Origin of the sequence: Phenylobacterium sp. (genome assembly GCF_046291545.1) — a bacterium.
Lineage (GTDB): Bacteria > Pseudomonadota > Alphaproteobacteria > Caulobacterales > Caulobacteraceae > Phenylobacterium.
Window position 1 is genome coordinate 947965 of the sequence record NZ_JBKBSM010000001.1, and the last position, 19003, is coordinate 966967.

Consider the following 19003-nt stretch of genomic DNA (forward strand, 5'->3'; position numbering starts at 1 on the left):
CGTTCAATGGAGCCCAACAGGCGCGATATCGCCCGACTGCTGGCCGCGGCGGGGGCCGCGGCCGCCTGCCCTCTGCCGGCGTTGGCCCAGGCCACGCCTGCGGCGGCGATCGCCGACGACGACCATGACAACACGCCAAGCCAGGTCGGCCTGGAACGGGATGCGTCCTTGCGGATGCTGGCGCCGGTGATGATCAACGGCCAGGGCCCCTATCAGTTTCTGGTCGACACCGGAGCCAACCGCTCCTGCCTGCGCCGCGAGGTCGCCGAAGCCATGGGCCTGCCTGCCGGCCCGACCGTGGCGGTCACCACCGTGGCCGGACGCTCGCTGAAGCCGACCGTGGTGGTCGATGAACTGCACGTGGGAACGCGGGTGCAGCGCGGGGTCAAGGTGCCTTTGTTGCGCATGCCTGGGGACGAGGCCACCGATGGAATCCTGGGCGTCGACTGGCTCAAGAACCGCCGGCTTCTCCTCGACTTCAAGGCCAGGGTCCTGGAGATCGCGGCCCCGCGCCATGAGACCAACGACAAGAACCGGGTGATCGTGCCGGCCCGGCGACGCTCGGGCCAGCTCACCTTGGTCGATGCGGAGTCCGGCGGGCGGCGGATCAGCGCCATGATCGATTCCGGCTCTGAACTCACCTTGGGCAATTCGGCCATGCGCCGGCTGGTGGCTGAGACCACCCGCGGCTCCGTAGGGCCTCCGGTGCGGCTGACCATGCAGACGGTGCTCGGCGAGACCTTCCACGGCGACCTGCTCTATGTGCCGTTCATGCGCCTGGGCGGCCTGACCCTGGGCAATGTGCCGGTGGTGTTCGCCGAGAGCCAGGTGTTCTGGCTGTGGGACCTGCACGACAAGCCCACGGTCGTGCTCGGCATGGACCTGCTCAGCGAGTTCACGGCGGTGGCCCTGGACTTCGGCCGGTCCACCGTTCGGTTCGACATCGCCTGAGGCTCAGGCCGCCTCGGCAAGCACCGCCAGCACCGCTGCGCCGTAGCGGGCGAGCTTGCCTTCGCCGACGCCGGAGACCGCGCCGAGGGCCGAAAGGCCGCCGGGACGCAGCCGCGCGATCTCGGCCAGGGTCCGGTCATGGAAGATCACGTAGGGGGGCACATGCTGGCGGGCCGCCTCGTCGCGCCGCCAGGCTCGCAAGGCTTCGAACAGCGGGGCGTCGTGCGGCGACATGTCCGCCGGCGGCTCGCCCCGCCTGCGGGCTCGACCGCCGCGGGCGGCGCCTGGCTCGGCCTTGCGCATGTTCACCCGCCGCTCGCCGCGGTAGGTCGCGCGGACCGCCTCTGCGTCGCCCAGGCCGATCAGCGGGCGCCCGTCGTTCGGGTCCTCTCGCAAGAGCCCCTCGAAGAGGAGCTGGTCGAGCAGATCGCGCCAGCCGCTGGCGTCCAGTTCCGCGCCGATGCCGAAGGTCGACAAGCCGGCCTCGAAATCCGAGACGTCCTTGGTCTTGCCCAGGAGATGGTCGACCAGCCGACCGCGCCCATAGCGCCCGCCCAGGCGATGGACCGCCGACAGCGCCTTCTGGGCGGCCTCGGTCATGTCCGTGGCCTCCGGAGCATTGAGGCAGAGATCGCACACGCCGCAGGGCGCGACGTCGGTCTCGCCGAAATAGCGCCGCACGGCCGCGGCCCGGCAGCTGGCGCCGTCCAGCATGGCGTAGAGCTGGCGCACCTTGCGCGCCTGCACCTGTTTGACGCCTTCGTCGACCTCGCGGCCCTCGAGCCGGCGCAGGGCCCAGGCCATGTCCGCCGAGCCGTAGAGGGTGAGCCCTTCGGCCGGCTCGCCGTCGCGGCCCGCCCGGCCGATCTCCTGCCAGTAGGCTTCGATGGAGGCGGGCGGATCGGCGTGGATGACGAAGCGAACGTCCGGCTTGTCGACGCCCATGCCGAAGGCGATGGTCGCCACCATCACCGCCGCCTCGGCCTCGAGGAACGACTCCAGCCGCTCGGCGCGCACGGCCTTGTCGAGCCCAGCGTGGTAGGCGAGCGCCGGGACGCCGGCCTCGACCAGCGCCTGGGCTAGCCGCTCGGTCCCCTCCCGCGAACCGGCGTAGATCACCCCGGAACGGTTCGGCCGCTCCTTGACCAGCTCCAGCACCCGCTTGTGGCCGGCGCCGCGCTTGCGCTCGGCGGAGAGGGCGAGCTCGGGCCGGGCGAAGGAGGCGACGAACTCGCGGCTGCCTTCCAGGCGCAGCTCGCTGCGGATGTCCTCGCGGGTCCGCGCGTCCGCCGTGGCGGTGACGGCCAGGCGCGGGACTTGCGGAAACAGCTCCGCCAGCCGACCCAGCATCCGGTACTCGGGCCGGAAGTCGTGGCCCCACTGGCTGACGCAGTGGGCTTCGTCGATCGCCACGAGGGCCAGGGGCGTCCGTGACAGGCGATCCAGCATCCACGGCTGCATCAGCCCCTCGGGCGAGAGGTAGAGAAGGTCGAGTTCGCCCGCTTCGATGCGCCGCCAGGTGCGGGCGCGCTCGTCCAGGTCGACGTTCGAGTCCAGGCGTGCGGCGGCCACGCCGGACTGCTGCAGCCCGGCGACCTGGTCGGTCATCAGGGCGATCAGCGGCGAAACCACCAGCCCCAGGCCCGGCCTCAGCAGGCTGGGGATCTGGTAGCAAAGGCTCTTGCCGCCGCCGGTGGGCAGGACGGCCATGGTGCTCCGTCCGGCCAGCACTTCGGCGATCACCTCGGCCTGAAGGCCCCGGAACTCGGAATGGCCGAAGGTGCGGCGCAGGACCTCCCGCGCCTCGTCGAGCGAAGCGGACATGCGCCCCTTATGGGGTGCGTCGGGAAAAAGCGCGAGGCCGTGCGCTATTCCGCCGCCATCGCCGCTGGCTCAGCCTGGGCTCCGCGCAGCAGCCGGCCGGGCAGGGCGCCGGTGGGCTCGCCGTCGCGATAGGTGACCTGCCCGGCGACGATGGTCGCCACGATGCCGTCCGCCTTCTGGATCAGCCGCCGACCGCCGGCGGGCAGGTCGTGGGCGACCTGCGGCGCGTGCAGCTTCAGCCGGCCGAAGTCGATGACGTTGAGGTCGCCGCGGTAGCCGGGGGCGATCAGGCCGCGGTCCATCAGGCCGACGGTCTCGGCCGTTCGCCGGGTCTGGCCGCGGACGAGGTCCTCGAGCCGCAGCCGGGGGCCGCGGCTGCGATCCCGGGCCCAATGGATCAGGTTGAAGGTGGGGAAGGAACCGTCACAGATCATGCCCACGTGGGCGCCGCCGTCGGACAGTCCCGGCACGCAGTCCGGGTGCTGCAGCATCTCGTAGGACGGATCGAGCGAGCCGTGGCCGTAGTTGAGGAACGGAAGGTAGAGCATGCCGCGCCCGTCGTTGGTCAGCATGTGGTCGAGGGCCACCACCTCCGGGTCCACGCCGCGGGCGGCGGCGATGGCTTCCACCGTCTTGTCGGCGGTGGGCTCATAGTCGGGCTCGGACTGCATCAGGTACATCTGGCCCCAGTTGCGGGGCTGGGTCCCGGCGAAGCCGCGGCGGTTTTCGACCTCTTCCGAAAGCAGCCGGGCCCGGACGGCCGGGTCGCGCAGGCGCGCGATCTGCTCGCCGAAGGGCACGGCCGCGATCTCCTGGTAGGTCGTCGTCTGGCTGAACGGATTGAGGGTCAACTCGAAGCCGAACAGCACGCCTACGGGCCGGCCCGCCACCTGGGCGCGGATCGGCAGGCCTGCGGCGGTCGCCTCGGACAGCCGCTGCAGCAGGAAGCGATAGCCGTCCGGCGCGCGGTGTCCCTGCAGCAACGAGAACGACAGCGGCCGTCCCGAGCGCTCGACGATCCGGCGCAGCATAGCGAATTCGGCCTCCGGATCGGCGAAGTCGGAGACGAACTGCAGGACGCCCTTGCCAGCGGCGGCGAGGCCCATGGCGATGCCCGTCAGCTCGTCCTCGCCGGCGGTGAGGGTCGGGGTCGGCTGGCCGTCGCTCGTACGGTGGTTCAGGGTCCGGGACGTGGAGAAGCCCAGGGCGCCCGCTTCGACCGCCCGCTTGGCGAGGGCGGCCATCGCGGCGATGTCCGCTTCGTCGGCCCGCTCGCGGTTCGCCCCGCGCTCGCCCATGACATAGACGCGCAGGGCAGCATGCGGCAGCTGGGCGCCGATGTCGATGTCGAAGGCCCGCTCCTTCAGGCTTTCCAGGTAGTCCGGATAGGTCTCCCAGTTCCAGGGCAGGCCCTCGGCGAGCACGGGAAAGGGGATGTCCTCGACCCCTTCCATCAACCGGATCAGCCTGCCGTGGTCGTCGGGCCGGCAGGGGGCGAAGCCGACCCCGCAATTGCCCATCACCGCCGTGGTCACGCCGTGCCAGGAGGAGGGCTGCAGGCGATGGTCCCAGGTGACCTGGCCATCGTAGTGGGTGTGAATGTCGACGAAGCCGGGGGTCACCAGCTTGCCGCGGGCGTCGACCTCTTCGGCGCCGGCCCCGGCGACGCGGCCCACGGCGACGATGCGGCCGTCCTTCACGGCGACGTCGGCCTCGAATGCATCCGCTCCCGAGCCGTCGACCACCTGGCCGCCGCGGATCACGAGATCGTAGGCCCTTTCCATGGTCGTCCTCCCTCTGTTTCGTCCATTAGGCCGCCCGTGACGCCGGGGCGGTCAAGAGGAAAGGGCGTTCGGCGGACCTAGCCGGCAGCTCGCTCCGCGCATCCGACGAAGCTCTGCTCGCCGAGCTGCACCTCGGCCGCGTAGGGATAGACGTGGTCGCTCATGCCGTCGGAGCAGTCCTGCTCGACCATGGCCACCACCACCGGCTCCTCGCCGGCAAGCGAGGCCCAGACGGCCTGTGGCCCGGCCATCCGCGGGCCGTGGTTGGGTGCGGTCGCCGGCGGCCGATCGGGCTGCATCACGGTGATCCCCTCCGGGGTGATGCGGGCGGCCCAGAACGGCTCGGTTCCCCGCGCGTCGAAGCTTCCTCGGAAGGCGGCGGGGACGGGCGGGCCCGGCGGCTCGGCCGGCTTGGCCGGCGCAGCTTCAGCCGGCTTTTCCTCTGCGCGGCGCTCGGCCTTCGGCTGGCACCCCACGGCGAGCGCGGCGGCCAGGGCGACGGCGAGGATCCTGCAGCGCACACGCACCTCCTTTCACGAACGCGGAGGCAGGCTAGTCTCCTGCCGGATGAGTCGCGCGCGCCCCTTCACCTTCTACGAATTCTTCGCCGGCGGCGGCATGGCCCGCCTGGGGCTGGGGGACGGCTGGACGTGCCTCTTCGCCAACGACTTCGACCCGGTCAAGGCGCAGGTCTACCGGGCCAACTTCTCCGACGCGCCCAGACACTTCCGGCAAGGCGACGTCTGGGCGCTGGACGCCGCCGACCTGCCGGCCACGGCGGATCTCGCCTGGGCGTCCTCGCCCTGCCAGGACTTCAGCCTCGCCGGAGGGCGGGCCGGGCTCAAGGGCGGCCGCTCCTCGGCCTTCTTCGGCTTCTGGCGTTTGGTGGAAGCCCTGAACGGAGAGGGCCGCGCGCCCCGGACGATCGTCGTGGAGAACGTCAGCGGCCTGTTCACCTCGCACGGGGGGGCCGATTTCACCGCCCTGTGCGCCGCCCTGGCCGGAGAAGGCTACAGGTTCGGCGCCCTGGAGATCGACGCCGCACGCTTCCTGCCCCAGTCCAGGCCTCGCGCATTCGTGATCGCCGTGAAGGATGATCCGCCCGCGGAGCTGGTCGGCGAAAGCAGCTTCCAGACGCGGCTGGTGCGCGAGGCGCAGGCGCGGCTGCCGGCGGCGCTGGCGTCCCGCTGGATCTGGTGGCGGCTGGACGAACCGCCCCGTCGAAACGCCGACCTGGCCAGCCTGCTCGATCCTGGCGCGCCCTGGCACGAGGCCCGCCGCACGGAGGCGCTCCTGGCGCTGATGTCGCCGTTGCACCGGCGGCGGGTCGAGGCGCTCCGCACTTCGGGCGCGCGCGCCGTGGGGTCTCTCTTCCGGCGCATGCGGGTCGAGGACGGGGTGCGGGTTCAGCGAGCCGAGGTCCGGTTCGACGGCCTGGCCGGCTGCCTGCGCACGCCCCGGGGGGGCTCGTCCCGCCAGACTCTCCTGGTCATCGAGGACGGCGCGGTGCGCACGCGCCTGATATCGGCCCGGGAAGGCGCGCGCCTGATGGGACTTCCCGAGGGCTACGCCCTGCCACACGGCGCCACTCACGGCCTGCACGTGATCGGCGATGGGGTGGCCGTTCCCGTCGTGCGCTGGCTCGCCGAGCGCCTGCTGGAGCCGCACCTTTCCACCTCGCCCACGGTTCTGGCGGCCGAATAGGCCCTTTCAAATCGCGGCCAAAGTCCTAGGTTCTGGCCCGGAAGGGCAATTCCAGAACAGAGGTCCGACATGGACGCCACCCCGGACAAGACCTACGACGCCGCCCGCTTCAAGCGCGCCGGGCGCGGCCGGGTCTACGACTCGATCATCGACACCCTCGGCGACACGCCGCTGGTCCGTCTCCCGCGCCTGACGGCCGCCCTCAAGCCGAAGGGCGAGGTGCTCGCCAAGCTGGAGTTCTTCAATCCGATGGCCTCGGTGAAGGACCGCATCGGCGCCTCGATGATCGAATACCTCGAGGCCAAGGGCGTGCTGAAGCCCGGCTCCACCATCGTCGAACCCACCAGCGGCAACACCGGCATCGCCCTGGCCTTCGTCGCGGCGGCCAAGGGCTATCCCCTGACCCTCGTGATGCCCGAGAGCATGTCGATGGAACGCCGCAAGATGCTCGTTCTGCTCGGCGCCAAGCTGGACCTGACGCCCGCTGAGCGCGGCATGGCCGGCGCCGTGGCCCGCGCGCGCGAACTCGTGGAAGCGACCCCCGGCGCGGTCATGCCCCAGCAGTTCGACAACGAGGCCAATCCGCTGGTCCATCGGGTCTCCACCGCTGAGGAGATCTGGAACGACACCGACGGGGCCGTGGACTACGTCATTTCCGGCGTCGGCACCGGCGGCACGATCACCGGCGTCGGCCAGGTGCTGAAGGCCCGCAAACCCTCGGTGAAGATGGTCGCCGTCGAGCCCGAAGCCTCGCCTGTGCTGTCGGGCGGCTCGCCGGGCCCGCACAAGATCCAGGGCATCGGCGCCGGCTTCGTGCCCTCGATCCTCGATCGCGGCGTGATCGACGAGATCGTCCAGGTGTCCAACGACGACAGCTTCGCCATGGCTCGGCGCGTGGCGCGTGAGGAGGGCCTGCCGGTCGGCATCTCCTCCGGGGCGGCGCTGACGGCGGCGTTCGACGTCGCCTCGCGCGACGAGGCCGCGGGCAAGACCATCGTCGCCATCATCCCGAGCTTCGCCGAACGCTACCTGTCGACGGCCCTGTTCGAAGGCTTGTGAAGTCCGACCCGAGCGCGCCCGCTCCCGAGGCCGGAGAGGGCGGAGCCTCCTCCACGGACGTCTTCACCGCCGAGCAGCGCTCGGCGGTGATGCGGCGGGTGAAGGGGCGGAACACGTCCCCCGAGTTGGTGGTTCGCAGGCTTCTGTGGAAGCTTGGCGCGCGCTACCGGCTCAACCGGTCTGACCTCCCGGGCTCGCCCGATATCGTTCTTCCCGGACGGAAGCTGGCGATCTTCGTGCACGGCTGTTTCTGGCACGGCCACGACTGTCCGCGCGGCGCACGCGTGCCCAAGGCCAACCGCGACTACTGGATCGCCAAGGTCGCCCGCAACCGGGCCCGAGACGAGAGGGCCGAACAGGCCCTCGCCGCCTCCGGCTGGCGCGTGGAGACGGTCTGGGAATGCCAGATGAAGGATCGCCAGGCCCTCGAATCACGCCTCGCCGCCCTGATAGGGAAAAAACTTTCCACTTCGTAACGGCCCGCAAACCATGGCCGGGGCAGACTGTCTGCGCGGGAGAACGCCCGCGGTTCGGGAGATCCCGATGGACGTCGTCAACATCCACGCCGGCGCGGTTCCGCCCGATCCTTCGGCCGCCCGCCGGCCCGTCAATCCGGCCCAGCCGGTGGACGGTCCCATGGGACGCGATGCGCCGCAGCCGCAAAGCCGCGGCGAGGCGGTGGTCTTCGGCGGCTCGCTGGCCAACATGGACCCGGGTTCGCGCAGCCGCGACAGCGTGCGCCAGAGCAAGCTCGAACGCCGCGAAGCCGAACAGGAACAGAGCGCTGAGCGCCGGGCCGAGGCCGACGCCCGCCGGGCCGAACGCGAAGCCGGCCGCAGGGTCGACGTCAGCGCCTGACCGGCGTCAGGTCCCGCCCAGCCGCTCCAGGGTCGCCGGGTCGGGCTCGCCAGCGAAGTACCGGCGAAGCGCCTCTGCAAAGGCCGGCTCTTCCGGCGCCACGCGGACGAACAGCGTCAGGCTGGAACGCAACTTCGCCTCGTCGGGCCAGCCGAAGATGTCGTGGGCGCTCAGTCCCTCATGGGCGTTGAGCGCCTGAACGCAGGCGACCAGCCGTGGTCCCAGCACCGGATCGGCGACATAGGCCCGGGCCTCGTCCAGGGAGGCGATGGCGTAGCGCTGGGCCATGGCGCTCGATCCCAGGCCGGCGATCTGCGGGAAGACGAACCACATCCAGTGGCTGGCCTTGCGTCCGGCGCGCAGCTCGGCGAGGGCGCGTTCGTAGACGCCGGACTGAGCCTGGCGGAAGCGTTCGAGGTCGTGAGGGTCGTCGGCGGCCATGGGCGAAGACTACGCCCCTGCGCGTCGGATCGCGTGAGATTCTAGGCCGCGCTCGCCTTCGCGGCGGCTTCGACGGCGTCCGCGGCCGCCCGTTCATCCAGGGCGCGGGCGATGGCGCCGTGCAGCAGAGCGGCGTCGAAGGGCTTGGGCACCGAACTGGTCATGCCGGCCTGGCGGCACGCCTGCCAGTCGCGCTCGGCCGTGGAGGCGGTGCAGGCGATGACGGGCGTCGCCTGGTTCGGACCGGGCGTCGCGCGCAGGCGCATGGTGGTCTCGCGCCCGTCCATTTCGGGCATGTAGAGGTCCATCAGGATCACGTCGAAGGCCGCCACGGACGCCAGCGCCAGGGCCTGCTCGCCGGATGCGGCGAGGGTCAGGTCCACGCCGAGCGGCTCCAGCATAAGCGCCATGGCCCGGCGGTTCACCTCGTGGTCGTCGACGCCAAGCACCCGCACGTTCGTCACCGGCGCGACGGGCTCGGGCGGTGTGCTGGCCGCGGAGCCGGCGGGGCCCGCCTGGATCTGCAGGGTGAAGGTCGCGCCCTTGCCTGGCTGGCTTGCGGCGGTGAGGTCGCCGCCCATCAGGCGGGCCAGCTCCCGGCTGATGGTCAGCCCCAGCCCGGTGCCGCCGTGGGTGCGGGCGGTCGAGGCCAGAGTCTGGTCGAAGGGGATGAACAGGCGCGCGAACTGCTCGCGCGTCATGCCGACGCCGGTGTCGGCTACCGCGAACACCAGCTTCCACCCGTCGGCGTTGGCCGCTGCGTCCACCGCCAGGGCCACCCCGCCGCGGTCGGTGAACTTGATGGCGTTGGAGAGCAGGTTGTTGAGCACCTGGCGCAGGCGGGTCGGGTCCGCCGCCACCCGGGCGGGCAGGCTCTCCAGGCCCTCGACGGTCAGGGTCAGGCCCTTGTTCCGCGCCTGGGCGGCCCAGAACGCGACCGTGTCGGAGACCAGGGCGGCCGGGTCCATTTCGATGATCTCGACGCTCATGCGCCCCGCCTCGATCTTGGACAGGTCCAGCAGGTCGCCGAGGAGCGCGCGCATCATGCGCCCTGATTCGGCGATCAGGGCGGCGTTGGCGCGCAGGTCGAGGGGCGCATGCGGCGCGTTCTGGATGGACTCGGCCCCGGCCAGGATGGCGCTGATGGGCGTTCGCAGCTCATGGCTGACCATGGCGATGAAGGCGGATTTCGCGCCGACGGCGGACTCGGCCTGCAGCCGCCGGCGGTCGGCCTCCATGCGCGCCCGACGCTGGGCTTCGAAGGCCGCCGCGCCCGAGCGCCACAGGGCCGAGGAGGAAAAGACCAGGAGCCCGCTGACGGCCGCCAGGGCGATCGCCTTGGGTCCCGCCCCCGTCAGTTTTGCGGCGAGGTAGCACAGCGCCAGGAAGTAGCCGATGTAGGGCGTCATGGCCGCGGTGTACGCGGCCTGGGAGCGCTGGTTGGTGACGACGGCGTTCAGCACTGCGCCGGCCAGGAACAGGGCTCCACAGGTGACGCCGACGTAGCCGCCGAACAGGGCTGTGGCGATCGACAGGCCCCCATAGGCGACGCTGCTGGCGAACAGCAGGGCCAGGGCGGTCCGCGCGTCCGGCGAGACCTGACGTCCCCGGCGGTAGAGCCACGCTTCCAGCGCCTGCACGGCGACGAAGATCGAGAACCAGGCGAGGCTGGCGATCCAGCCGGCCATGGGCGAGAGCGCAAGCCCGTAGATCGCGGCGAACACGATTCGGCTGCGCCACGCAGTCTGGCGCGCCTGCATGGTCTTTGTCAGGCCGGAGGCGCCCTCCGGACGTGACGCGGCGCTCATCGGCTTGCCCCCCAGGGGCGTCGCTTCGCCCCTACTCGCCGAACCGTGCTACGCCCCGAGATTGAAACAAAGGTTAAGCGCCGCTTTGGCGGGCAAGCCCTTGGGCGCGCTCGTCCAACCCGCCGCGGCGGCGGCTCCCGCGTCGGCCGCAGGCTTCAGGTGTCGTGGTCGGGGTGCTGAAAGGAGACGACCGAATCGTAGTGGGCCTGCATGGCCGCGGCCTCGGATTGGCCGATCCGCGGCAGGCGCGCGATCTCGGCGACCCAGGGCAAGGCGGCGTCGGTCGCGAGCTGCGCGGCGGGCTGGATGGCGGCGGCCTGGTCGAAGGCGCCGATCGCCAGCTCCATGACCTGATCGCTCCATTCGAAAGTCAGCGGCGTGCCGCAGTCGCCGCAGAAGCCGCGGCTGACCTTGTTGGAGCTGCGGAAGCGCTTGGGCTCCCCCCGTGTCCACGAGAACGCGCTCATCGGCGAGGAGACGAACGGGCCGAAGGCTGAGCCGAACGCCTTCTGGCACATCCGGCAATGGCAGATGCTGGCGCGCCCCAAATCGCCGTCGACGGCGAAGCGAACCGCCCCGCACTGGCATCCACCGGTCCAGCGGGTCATGACGCCAGGCTCGCCATGCAAGGCGCCGCGGTCGGTTCGGCGGCCGCGCGGCGGCCGTCGTGCCCGGTGATCCGCATACGGACCAACTCGCCGGCGGGCGCTGCGCCGATGAAAGCGACCTCGGTGAAATCCGGGGCGCGGGCGAGGCCGTCGCGCTCCACCAGCACGTCCAGCTCTCGGCCGATCTGACGGTCCAGGTGGCGGGCGAGGGCGGCTTCCCCGGCGGCGCGCAGGCGCCCGGCGCGGTCCTTGACCACCTCCCGCGCCACCTGCGGCATCCGTGCTGCGGGCGTACCGGGTCGCGGGCTGAAGGGGAAGACGTGCAGGAACGCCAGCCCCGCCTCGTCCACCAGGCGCAGGGTGTTCTGGAACATCGCTTCGCTTTCGGTGGGGAAGCCGGCGATCAGGTCGGCGCCGAACGCCACGTCGGGCCGCACGGCGCGCACCCGTTCGACGAGCTGCAGGGCGTCGGCTCGGCTGTGGCGGCGCTTCATGCGCTTCAGGATCATGTCGTCGCCGGCCTGCAGCGACAGGTGCAGATACGGCGCCAGCCGCTGTTCCTCGGCCAGGCAGCGCATAAGGTCCGGATCGATCTCGGCGGCGTCGATGGAGGAGAGCCGCAGCCGCGGCAGCTCGGGAACCAGTTTCAGGATGCGCGCCACCAGTTGGCCCAGGGTAGGCTGGCCCGGAAGGTCGGCGCCCCAGCTCGTCACGTCGACGCCGGTCAGCACCACTTCCCGGTAGCCCTCGCCGGCGAGCCTGCGCACCTGTTCGACCACTTCGCCGGCGGGCGCCGAGCGCGAGTTGCCACGGCCAAAGGGGATGATGCAGAAGGTGCAGCGGTGGTCGCAGCCGTTCTGAACCTCCACATAGGCCCGCGCACGGTCCTTCAGTCCGTCGATCAGGTGGCCGGCGGTCTCGCGCACGCTCATGATGTCGTTGACGCGCACCCGCGGCGCGTCGGGCGTGGCTTCGGCGTAGACGCCCGGAGCGGCCTTCTCGGCGTTGCCCAGCACCAGGTCCACCTCGGCCATGCCGGCGAAGGCGGCCGGATCGATCTGGGCGGCGCAGCCGGTCACGATCAGCCGCGCATCGGGCCGCTCGCGCCGCGCCTTGCGGATCGCCTGCCGCGCCTGGCGCACGGCCTCGTTGGTCACCGCGCAGGTGTTGAAGACCACCGCGTTGGCGAGCCCGTCCTCGGCGGCCCGGGCGCGGATCGCCTCGCTTTCGTAGGCGTTCAGCCGGCAGCCGAAGGTGACGATGTCCACCCCGGAGGCGTCGCGGGGCTTCACGGCAGAGACCCGGTGAAATCGACCGCCGCAGGCCCGGTCATGATCACGTGGCCGTCGGCTTCGCGCCACTCGATCACCAGCTCTCCACCGTCCAGCTCCAGGGTCGCCTTGCGGTCGGTGAGGCCGCGGCGCGCGGCGGCGACCAGGGCGGCGCAGGCGCCGGTGCCGCAGGCCTTGGTCAGCCCCGCGCCACGCTCCCAGACGCGCAGGCGGATGCGGTCGCGGGCGCGGATCTCGGCGAAGCCCACGTTGACGCCTTCCGGGAACAGGGGATGGTGCTCGATCAGCGGCCCAACTTCCCTGACGGGCGCGGCCTCCGCGTCGGGCACGAAGAAGACGACGTGCGGATTGCCCATGGAGACGCACCCGGGCGTGTGCAGGTGCGGCGCATCGATCGGCCCGACCTGCAGCTCGATCCCGCGGGTGTCCATTTCCTCGGCGAGCGGGATCTGGTCCCAGCGCAGGCCGGGCTCGCCCATGTCAACGCTGACCATGCGCTCGCCGGCCCGGCTGGCGCGCAACAGGCCGGCGCGGGTCTCGATCACCACCTCGTCGCGGCCCGAGGCTTCCATCAGCAGCCAGCCCACGCAGCGCGAGGCGTTGCCGCAGGCGCCGACCTCCTCGCCGTCGGCGTTCCAGAAGCGCACCGCGGCGTCGGCCTTCGCGGACGGATCGATGGAGACCAGCTGGTCGCAGCCCACCCCAAGCTCGCGATCGGCGATCGCGCGGACGTCCTCCGCGCTCGGCGCGAAGGGCTGGGAGCGGGCCTCGACCACGACGAAGTCGTTGCCGAGCCCGTTCATCTTCAGGAACGGACGGCTCATGGCTTGCGGCTATATAGGGCCAAACCATGCGCCTGGCACGCGTGGCGAGACAAACGCGGCCGCGGACCGCTAGGCTGGCGGCATGAAAGCCCTCGCGCCGGCCCTGGCGGCCGCTCTCTTCGCCCTCTCCCTGCCTGCGCCGTCGGCCGCCCAGGACGCGGCCGATCCCTTCCAATGGCTGGAGGAGGTCGACGGCGCGAGGGCGATGGCCTGGGTCGAAGGACAGAACGCCCGCACCGCCGCGCGACTGGAGGCGGACCCGCGCTACGGCGAGTTCCTGGCGGAAGCCCGCGCCATCTTCACCGCGGAGGACCGCATCCCGGCCCCGAGCTTCCGTGCGGGCGGCGTCGACAACCTGTGGCAGGACACGGCCCATCCGCATGGCGTTTGGCGCCACACGAGCCTTTCCGACTTTCGATCGGAGTCGCCCGAGTGGCGGGAACTGATCGACCTGGACGCCCTGTCGAAGGCCGACGGCCGCAACTGGTTCTTCAAGGGGGCGAGCTGCCTTCGCCCCGACGAGGCGATCTGCCTGGTGCGCCTGTCCGACGGCGGCGGCGACGCCGTGGAGGTCCGCGAGTTCGACACTCGCTCCCGCAGTTTCACGCCGGGGGGCTTCGTCTTTCCCGCGGGCAAGCAGTCCCAGGCCTGGCTCGACGCCGATCACGTGGTTGCGGGCCGCGAATGGACGCCTGGAGAGGTCACGGAGAGCGGCTACGCCTATGTGCTGAAGGTCGTCGGGCGCGACGGCTCGTCCCGGGAGGTGTTCCGCGGCGACAGGACCGACGTCGCGGTCGATCCCATCGTGCTGCGGGGCGAACGCGGCGTGGACGCCCTCATGGTTCGGCGCGGCGTCACCTTCTTCGAGAACGAGTTCCTTCTGGTCGGCGACGGCGGATTGACCCGGGTGCGCCTGCCGCGGCGCGCGGAGTATCAGGCCTATGTCGACGGGCAGGTCATCTTCTCCCTGCAGGCGGCCTGGGGCGGCTTTCCTGCGGGCGCCCTGATCAGCTACGACCTGGGCGACGTGCTGCGCGATGCTGCACGTGCGAAGGCGCAGCAAGTCTTTGCTCCGGGCCCGCGGCAGGCGATCCAGGGAGCGGCGGAGACCAGGAACCGCCTGGTGGTTTCGCTGCTGGAGGACGTGAAGGGCGCGGTCCAGGTGTTCGCGCATGACGCCGACGGCTGGCGCTCGACGCGGCTGGCGCTGCCGACCGATTCCAACATCACGATCCAGGACGCCTCGGCCGACGACGACCGGGTTTTCCTTTATGTGGAAGGGTTCCTGACGCCGACGACCCTGTGGCTCGCCGACGCCGCGAGGGGCTCGGCGGACGCGGTCAAGGCGCTGCCTTCGAGGTTCAATGCTGCGCAGCATGAAGTGCAGCAATTCTGGGCGACCTCGAGCGACGGGACGTCGATCCCGTACTTCCTGGTGCGCCGCAAAGGCGTGTCCGACGACGGCTCGACACCGACGATCATGTACGGCTACGGGGGCTTCGAGGTCTCAAAGCCGCCGATCTATCTGCCGGAGATGGGCAGGCTGTGGCTGGAGCGCGGCGGGGCCTATGTCATCGCCAATATCCGCGGCGGCGGGGAGTTCGGACCCGGCTGGCACCAGGCGGCCCTGCGCGAGCATCGCCAGTTTGCGTTCGACGACTTCGCCGCGGTCGCGCGGGACCTGTTCGCCCGCAAGGTCACCTCGACCCGGCGTCTGGGCATCTATGGCCGATCCAACGGCGGTGTGCTGACCAGCGTGTCGATCACCCAGCATCCGGACCTGTGGAACGCGGCCGTCATCGAAAGCCCGCTTATCGACATGCTGCGCTATCACAAGCTGTCGGCCGGGGCCTCCTGGGTGGGCGAATATGGCGACCCGGACACGGCGGACCGGGACTTCATCGCCGCCTACTCCGCCTATCAGAAGCTTGGCCCCGGCATGAAGCTGCCCGAGGCCTACATCACGACCAACACCCGTGACGATCGGGTGCATCCTGGTCACGCCCGCAAGTTCGCCGCCAAGCTGGAGGCGCTGGGCTATCCCTATCTCTACTACGAGAACACCTTCGGCGGGCACGCCAACGACGCAGACCCCGAGCTGAACGCCCGCCGCTGGGCGCGTCACTACGTCTACCTGGCGCAGAAGCTGATGGACTGAGCCGCCGAGCGGCGGCTCAGACGCCTCGGCGCCACTCGACGGCCATGTCCGGTTCGCGGAAGGCGAAGCGGACAAGGTGGCTCTCCATCACTTTCTCCAGCCGCTCCAGGCCTTCGGGATCGGGCGAGGTGGCGACCATCATGAGGGTGTCGGGGGAGGCGCGCATCGCCGCCTCGCCGACGTCGAAGGTGATGCGCCCCTCGCGCTGGTCGAAGCTGGCCGGCACGCGGTGGCCAAAGTGCCTGCAGAGCTGGACCATGTAGCGGTGGGCGTTCGGCGTGGCGACCGTTGCCGTGGACTTCATGAGCGCTTCCTCAGACTCGCTCGATCCTCACCGCGGCCTCGTCGATCGCCGCAGCGATGGCGTCGACCTGCGCCTCGGTTACGTCGCCCTGCTGCAGGCGCAGGCTCAAGGCGACCTTCAAGTTCTGCATGGCTCGCCGCAGCTTCGGCCGCGCTTCGCTGGAGTGGGCCGCGGCCTCGTCCATGCGAACGAAAACGGCGTCGACGTTGGCGCGGTTGCCTTCGAGCGCGGTCCGGCCCTCGTCGGTGATCTCATAGGCCTTGCGGCCGCCTTCGGCGCCGACCTGGCGGACGAAGCCTTCGTCCTCCAGCAGGGAGAGGGTGGGGTAGACCACGCCCGGGCTCGGGCGATAGGCGCCGCCGGTGCGCTCCTCGAGGGCGCGGATCAGCTCGTAGCCGTGGGCCGGCTTGTCAGCCAGCAGGGCCAGGATGACGAACCGCAGGTCCCCGTGTTCGAGGAGGCGGCCGATGCGCCCGCCGCGATGACGGCCGGGACCGCCGTGCATGTGGCCCCCGAAGCCGTGTCGGCTGTAGTGCTCGCGGCCCTTCCAGAAATGTCGATGCATGTGTTTCGATCCTATTTCGATATGCCTTAAGAGCAGATATATCTAAACGGTCGGCGGCGCAAGTCCGATATATCGAAAATTGCGCGGCGCGTTGTCTGGATAGGACTTTGGGAAGGAGACGGGGCTCAGGCCCCGCGGAGAACCTCGGCCAGCAGCCGGCCTTCGGCGGCGCGGCTGGAGCCGGCGCGCCAGGCCACCACGATCTCGCGGCTGGGGTGGTCGGCGGCGATCGGGCGCACGGCGACCGAGGCGGACTCCGTCAGCCCCGCATTGACGGCCATGGCCGGAAGAAAGGTGACGCCGAGCCCCGAGCTCACCATCTGCACCAGGGTGGGCAGGGACGTGGCCGCGAAGATCTCGTCCTCGCCGGCCGACTTGGGCGGGCGCAGGCCGCAGGCCGCCAGGGCGTGGTCGCGCAGGCAGTGCCCATCTTCGAGCAGGATCAGGTCCCCGTTCTCCATGGCCGAGGGCAGGATCTCCTGCTCACGGGCCAGCGGGTGGTCGGCGGGGGCGGCGGCCATGAGCTCGTCGTCGGAGACGTGCGCCCAGTCCAATCCGGTCATGTCGTACGGCAGGGCGATAAGGACCGCATCCAGCTGGCCGGCCTTGAGCGCGGTGATCAGGCGATGCGTCAGGTCTTCACGCAGGAACAGGCGCAGCGCGGGGAAGCGCTGGCGCAGTATCGGCAGGGCCTTTGGCAGGAGGAAGGGGGCGACCGTGGGGATGACGCCAAGCCGGAACCGGCCGGTCAGCGGCTGGCCCGCATTCCTGGCCGCCTGCACCAGCGCCTCGGCCTCGTTGAGGATCATGTTCGCCCGGCGCAGGGCCTCGACGCCCATCGGCGTGAGGATCACGCCCGATCTCGCCCGGTCGACGACCGGCGCGCCGAGCACCTTCTCGAGTTCCTGGATGCCGGCGGAGAGCGTGGGTTGGGTGACGTGCGCGGCTTCGGCCGCCCGGCCGAACGAGCCATGTTCGGCAAGCGCCTTCAGGTACTGCAGTTGTCGCAGCGTCGGAAGCACGCCGCACTATAGGCGCAATCTATGAAAATCGCAAAATCAATTGATTGGCCTTGTCGTGCGTCAGCGCCTATCTGCCCTCGCGAGGGTGAGAGACACCCGCCGGTCCGGGGGGCGCGCGCCCCTCCCCAGTCGAAAGCGCCTCCCGGACCACCCCCTCCTTGAACGGCCCTGCTATGGCCCTGAAGTCGCGACGTGGCGAGCGAAGCGGCCGAGCTGGACCCCCAGCACCTGGTCCACGGCCTCCGCCCACTGTTTGACCCCCTCCGGGCCGTAGCCGCCGACGTTGTAGGTCAGCACGACCTCGGTCCCACCGTCCCGAGGCTGCAGGGCGAACGTCAGGGCGCCGGATACGCCCTCGCCCTGCAGGGGGCCGAGCGCGCTGTCCAGCCGCAGCGTCCGCCCCGGCAGGGCCAGGACGACGACCCCATGGCGGACGCCGCCGCCCCCCTCGAGCCGCTCGCAGAAGCAGCCGCCCGCCTCCAGCGGCATGGTCATGTTGGACGCCTTGCCGGAATAGGTGTGGGCGTCGTCCCACCAAGCCCCAACCCGCCCCAGGGCGGCGTAGGCGGCGGCCGGCGAAGCGGCGACTTGCGCCTTATGCACGACGGTGAAGCCGGTTTCAGACCGCCGGGTCACCTCGGCGTGGGCTGTCCCGGCCAGCACGGTCGCCGCTGCGGCGGCGCAGATCATGGATTTCATCGGTGGACCCTCAAGCCTGCTCGAAGCTTAAGGGGCCTCCCCAGAAGGTCTCAACCAGCTTGTGCTGCGCCCCCGGCCGCCCGGTGGTCAGAAACCTGCGCAGGCCGCTTGAGCCCGGCTCGTACTCCGGATGGCGCTCCAGATAGCGCTGCAAGGCGTCGGCGGTGGCGTCGGGCTGGTGGATCAGCGGCGTGCCCGCCGGCAGGGCCGCGCGGAAGATGTCCGCGATGATCTCATAGTGGGTGCAGCCCAGGATCGCACGATCCGGCGGGCGGCCGATGCGGGTGGTGATCGCCCCCACGTGGTCCTCGACGACCTTGGCCAGCTCCACGGCCCCAGCCCCGTCCTCGATCATGCGGGCAAGCTGGGGGCAGGGCTCGGAGAAGACGGCCACGTCCTGGCGGCGCTTGTCGATCTCGATCTCGTAGACCCGGCTGCGCGCGGTGGCGGGGGTGGAGAACACGGCCAGGATGTCGAGCTTCTCCACCTTCTCGCCGCGCCGCTCGGCCTCGTGCTCCCAGGGCAGGCCGGTGGCCGCCTCGATGGTCGGCACGATGATGCCCAGTATGTTGACCGGGCGGCCCAAGGCCTCGCGAAAGCCCGGCAACCAGGTCTGCTGCAGGCGGCGAAGGGCGATCCCCGAGGCGGTGTTGCAGGCCAGGACCACCAGGTTGCAGCCAGCGTCGAACAGCCGCTCGCAGCCGGCGCGGGTGAGATCGACGATCTCCTCGCCGCCGCGTCCGCCGTAGGGCGCGTTGGCCTGATCCCCAAGATAGACGAAGTCGGCCGTCGGCAGCCGCTCCACCAGCGCCCGATGCACCGTCAGGCCGCCCACGCCGGAATCGAACACGCCGATAGCCATGCTCCGCGCTTAGCCGTCGCGGCGGCGGCCGTCCAGGGGGCGCAGGAACGGGCGCGCCGATGTTGCGGCGCACACATGCGACGCTGCGTCGCAGCATGCCCGCCAAAGTCAAGCTGTCAAAGGCTCGGCCTGGCTTGGCCGCCGAGCCGCCGCCCAGGCTCGCATTGACGCACGCGTCATTCTGACTTGACAGTCAAAGCGAGGCTAACCATATGCGCTGCGACGATTTTTTCGCGCGGC

Annotated in this window: 19 protein-coding genes; 6 read left to right on the forward strand and 13 right to left on the reverse strand. The window is 70.8% G+C overall.

Going from position 1 to position 19003, the window contains the following annotated elements; translation table 11 throughout:
- Positions 1–6: 6 nt before the first annotated feature.
- Positions 7–951 carry a retroviral-like aspartic protease family protein gene (locus ACK4YQ_RS04725; RefSeq protein WP_409608784.1) on the forward strand — a complete coding sequence of 315 codons (945 nt, stop codon included), beginning with the start codon at positions 7–9 and terminating at the stop codon, positions 949–951.
- A 3-nt stretch (positions 952–954) separates the two neighbouring features.
- Here ACK4YQ_RS04725 and recQ read toward each other — a convergent pair whose 3' ends face one another.
- The 3 genes from recQ to ACK4YQ_RS04740 all read right to left on the reverse strand — a co-directional run bounded on the left by recQ (position 955) and on the right by ACK4YQ_RS04740 (position 5080).
- Positions 955–2775 carry a DNA helicase RecQ gene (gene recQ, locus ACK4YQ_RS04730; protein WP_409608786.1) on the reverse strand — a complete coding sequence of 607 codons (1821 nt, stop codon included), beginning with the start codon at positions 2773–2775 and terminating at the stop codon, positions 955–957.
- A 44-nt stretch (positions 2776–2819) separates the two neighbouring features.
- A complete protein-coding gene (locus ACK4YQ_RS04735) occupies positions 2820–4559 on the reverse strand; it encodes an N-acyl-D-amino-acid deacylase family protein (protein WP_409608788.1) in 1740 nt (579 codons plus the stop codon).
- 77 nt (positions 4560–4636) lie between these two features.
- Complete coding sequence (locus ACK4YQ_RS04740) at positions 4637–5080, reverse strand: COG3650 family protein (protein WP_409608790.1); 444 nt, start codon at positions 5078–5080, stop codon at positions 4637–4639.
- A gap of 46 nt (positions 5081–5126) precedes the next feature.
- On the opposite strand from ACK4YQ_RS04740, the gene ACK4YQ_RS04745 reads away from it, so the two are divergent.
- The 4 genes from ACK4YQ_RS04745 to ACK4YQ_RS04760 all read left to right on the forward strand — a co-directional run bounded on the left by ACK4YQ_RS04745 (position 5127) and on the right by ACK4YQ_RS04760 (position 8180).
- The gene (locus ACK4YQ_RS04745) at positions 5127–6263 is read left to right on the forward strand and encodes a DNA cytosine methyltransferase (protein ID WP_409608792.1); all 1137 of its coding nucleotides are present in this window, start codon (positions 5127–5129) and stop codon (positions 6261–6263) included.
- Between the two features lie 69 nt (positions 6264–6332).
- The gene (gene cysK / locus ACK4YQ_RS04750) at positions 6333–7322 is read left to right on the forward strand and encodes a cysteine synthase A (RefSeq protein ID WP_409608794.1); all 990 of its coding nucleotides are present in this window, start codon (positions 6333–6335) and stop codon (positions 7320–7322) included.
- The gene (locus ACK4YQ_RS04755) at positions 7319–7798 is read left to right on the forward strand and encodes a very short patch repair endonuclease (protein WP_409608796.1); all 480 of its coding nucleotides are present in this window, start codon (positions 7319–7321) and stop codon (positions 7796–7798) included. Before cysK ends, ACK4YQ_RS04755 begins: the two co-directional genes overlap by 4 nt.
- A 67-nt stretch (positions 7799–7865) precedes the next feature.
- A complete protein-coding gene (locus ACK4YQ_RS04760) occupies positions 7866–8180 on the forward strand; it encodes a hypothetical protein (RefSeq protein WP_409608798.1) in 315 nt (104 codons plus the stop codon).
- Positions 8181–8186: 6 nt separating this feature from the next.
- On the opposite strand, the gene ACK4YQ_RS04765 is transcribed toward ACK4YQ_RS04760, so the two are convergent.
- From ACK4YQ_RS04765 to dapF, 5 genes are all read right to left on the reverse strand, one after another.
- A complete protein-coding gene (locus ACK4YQ_RS04765; protein WP_409608800.1) occupies positions 8187–8621 on the reverse strand; it encodes a DUF1810 domain-containing protein in 435 nt (144 codons plus the stop codon).
- A 41-nt stretch (positions 8622–8662) separates the two neighbouring features.
- Entirely contained in the window at positions 8663–10429 is a 1767-nt protein-coding gene (locus tag ACK4YQ_RS04770; protein ID WP_409608802.1) for an ATP-binding protein, read from the reverse strand.
- A gap of 155 nt (positions 10430–10584) precedes the next feature.
- The gene (locus ACK4YQ_RS04775) at positions 10585–11037 is read right to left on the reverse strand and encodes a GFA family protein (protein ID WP_409608804.1); all 453 of its coding nucleotides are present in this window, start codon (positions 11035–11037) and stop codon (positions 10585–10587) included.
- Complete coding sequence (gene mtaB / locus ACK4YQ_RS04780) at positions 11034–12329, reverse strand: tRNA (N(6)-L-threonylcarbamoyladenosine(37)-C(2))-methylthiotransferase MtaB (protein WP_409608806.1); 1296 nt, start codon at positions 12327–12329, stop codon at positions 11034–11036. The genes ACK4YQ_RS04775 and mtaB overlap by 4 nt, the downstream gene beginning before the upstream one ends.
- The gene (dapF, locus tag ACK4YQ_RS04785; RefSeq protein WP_409608808.1) at positions 12326–13153 is read right to left on the reverse strand and encodes a diaminopimelate epimerase; all 828 of its coding nucleotides are present in this window, start codon (positions 13151–13153) and stop codon (positions 12326–12328) included. Before dapF ends, mtaB begins: the two co-directional genes overlap by 4 nt.
- An 82-nt stretch (positions 13154–13235) precedes the next feature.
- On the opposite strand from dapF, the gene ACK4YQ_RS04790 reads away from it, so the two are divergent.
- Positions 13236–15311 (forward strand): prolyl oligopeptidase family serine peptidase, encoded by a 2076-nt coding sequence (locus ACK4YQ_RS04790; protein ID WP_409608810.1) that lies wholly within the window; start codon positions 13236–13238, stop codon positions 15309–15311.
- Positions 15312–15327: 16 nt separating this feature from the next.
- Here ACK4YQ_RS04790 and ACK4YQ_RS04795 read toward each other — a convergent pair whose 3' ends face one another.
- The 5 genes from ACK4YQ_RS04795 to ACK4YQ_RS04815 all read right to left on the reverse strand — a co-directional run bounded on the left by ACK4YQ_RS04795 (position 15328) and on the right by ACK4YQ_RS04815 (position 18763).
- Positions 15328–15615, reverse strand: coding sequence for a DUF2218 domain-containing protein (locus ACK4YQ_RS04795; RefSeq protein WP_409608812.1), 288 nt, complete (start codon positions 15613–15615; stop codon positions 15328–15330).
- A 10-nt stretch (positions 15616–15625) separates the two neighbouring features.
- Positions 15626–16180: a PadR family transcriptional regulator gene (locus ACK4YQ_RS04800; RefSeq protein WP_409608814.1), complete on the reverse strand. Its 555-nt coding sequence runs from the start codon at positions 16178–16180 to the stop codon at positions 15626–15628.
- A 125-nt stretch (positions 16181–16305) separates the two neighbouring features.
- Positions 16306–17202 carry a hydrogen peroxide-inducible genes activator gene (locus ACK4YQ_RS04805; RefSeq protein ID WP_409608816.1) on the reverse strand — a complete coding sequence of 299 codons (897 nt, stop codon included), beginning with the start codon at positions 17200–17202 and terminating at the stop codon, positions 16306–16308.
- A gap of 171 nt (positions 17203–17373) precedes the next feature.
- Entirely contained in the window at positions 17374–17901 is a 528-nt protein-coding gene (locus tag ACK4YQ_RS04810) for an SRPBCC family protein (protein ID WP_409608818.1), read from the reverse strand.
- Between the two features lie 10 nt (positions 17902–17911).
- Positions 17912–18763: a glutamate racemase gene (locus ACK4YQ_RS04815; RefSeq protein ID WP_409608820.1), complete on the reverse strand. Its 852-nt coding sequence runs from the start codon at positions 18761–18763 to the stop codon at positions 17912–17914.
- Positions 18764–19003: the final 240 nt, after the last annotated feature.

Bases quoted from the DNA above. Each gene is read 5' to 3' on its own strand.
- ACK4YQ_RS04735 (WP_409608788.1), bottom strand. From the start codon at position 4,559: ATGGAAAGGGCCTACGATCTCGTGATCCGCGGCGGCCAGGTGGTCGAC.
- ACK4YQ_RS04800 (WP_409608814.1), bottom strand. From the start codon at position 16,180: ATGCATCGACATTTCTGGAAGGGCCGCGAGCACTACAGCCGACACGGC.
- ACK4YQ_RS04795 (WP_409608812.1), bottom strand. From the start codon at position 15,615: ATGAAGTCCACGGCAACGGTCGCCACGCCGAACGCCCACCGCTACATG.
- ACK4YQ_RS04760 (WP_409608798.1), top strand. From the start codon at position 7,866: ATGGACGTCGTCAACATCCACGCCGGCGCGGTTCCGCCCGATCCTTCG.
- ACK4YQ_RS04765 (WP_409608800.1), bottom strand. From the start codon at position 8,621: ATGGCCGCCGACGACCCTCACGACCTCGAACGCTTCCGCCAGGCTCAG.
- recQ (WP_409608786.1), bottom strand. From the start codon at position 2,775: ATGTCCGCTTCGCTCGACGAGGCGCGGGAGGTCCTGCGCCGCACCTTC.
- cysK (WP_409608794.1), top strand. From the start codon at position 6,333: ATGGACGCCACCCCGGACAAGACCTACGACGCCGCCCGCTTCAAGCGC.
- ACK4YQ_RS04810 (WP_409608818.1), bottom strand. From the start codon at position 17,901: ATGAAATCCATGATCTGCGCCGCCGCAGCGGCGACCGTGCTGGCCGGG.
- ACK4YQ_RS04770 (WP_409608802.1), bottom strand. From the start codon at position 10,429: ATGAGCGCCGCGTCACGTCCGGAGGGCGCCTCCGGCCTGACAAAGACC.
- ACK4YQ_RS04725 (WP_409608784.1), top strand. From the start codon at position 7: ATGGAGCCCAACAGGCGCGATATCGCCCGACTGCTGGCCGCGGCGGGG.
- ACK4YQ_RS04815 (WP_409608820.1), bottom strand. From the start codon at position 18,763: ATGGCTATCGGCGTGTTCGATTCCGGCGTGGGCGGCCTGACGGTGCAT.
- ACK4YQ_RS04745 (WP_409608792.1), top strand. From the start codon at position 5,127: ATGAGTCGCGCGCGCCCCTTCACCTTCTACGAATTCTTCGCCGGCGGC.
- ACK4YQ_RS04775 (WP_409608804.1), bottom strand. From the start codon at position 11,037: ATGACCCGCTGGACCGGTGGATGCCAGTGCGGGGCGGTTCGCTTCGCC.
- dapF (WP_409608808.1), bottom strand. From the start codon at position 13,153: ATGAGCCGTCCGTTCCTGAAGATGAACGGGCTCGGCAACGACTTCGTC.
- ACK4YQ_RS04790 (WP_409608810.1), top strand. From the start codon at position 13,236: ATGAAAGCCCTCGCGCCGGCCCTGGCGGCCGCTCTCTTCGCCCTCTCC.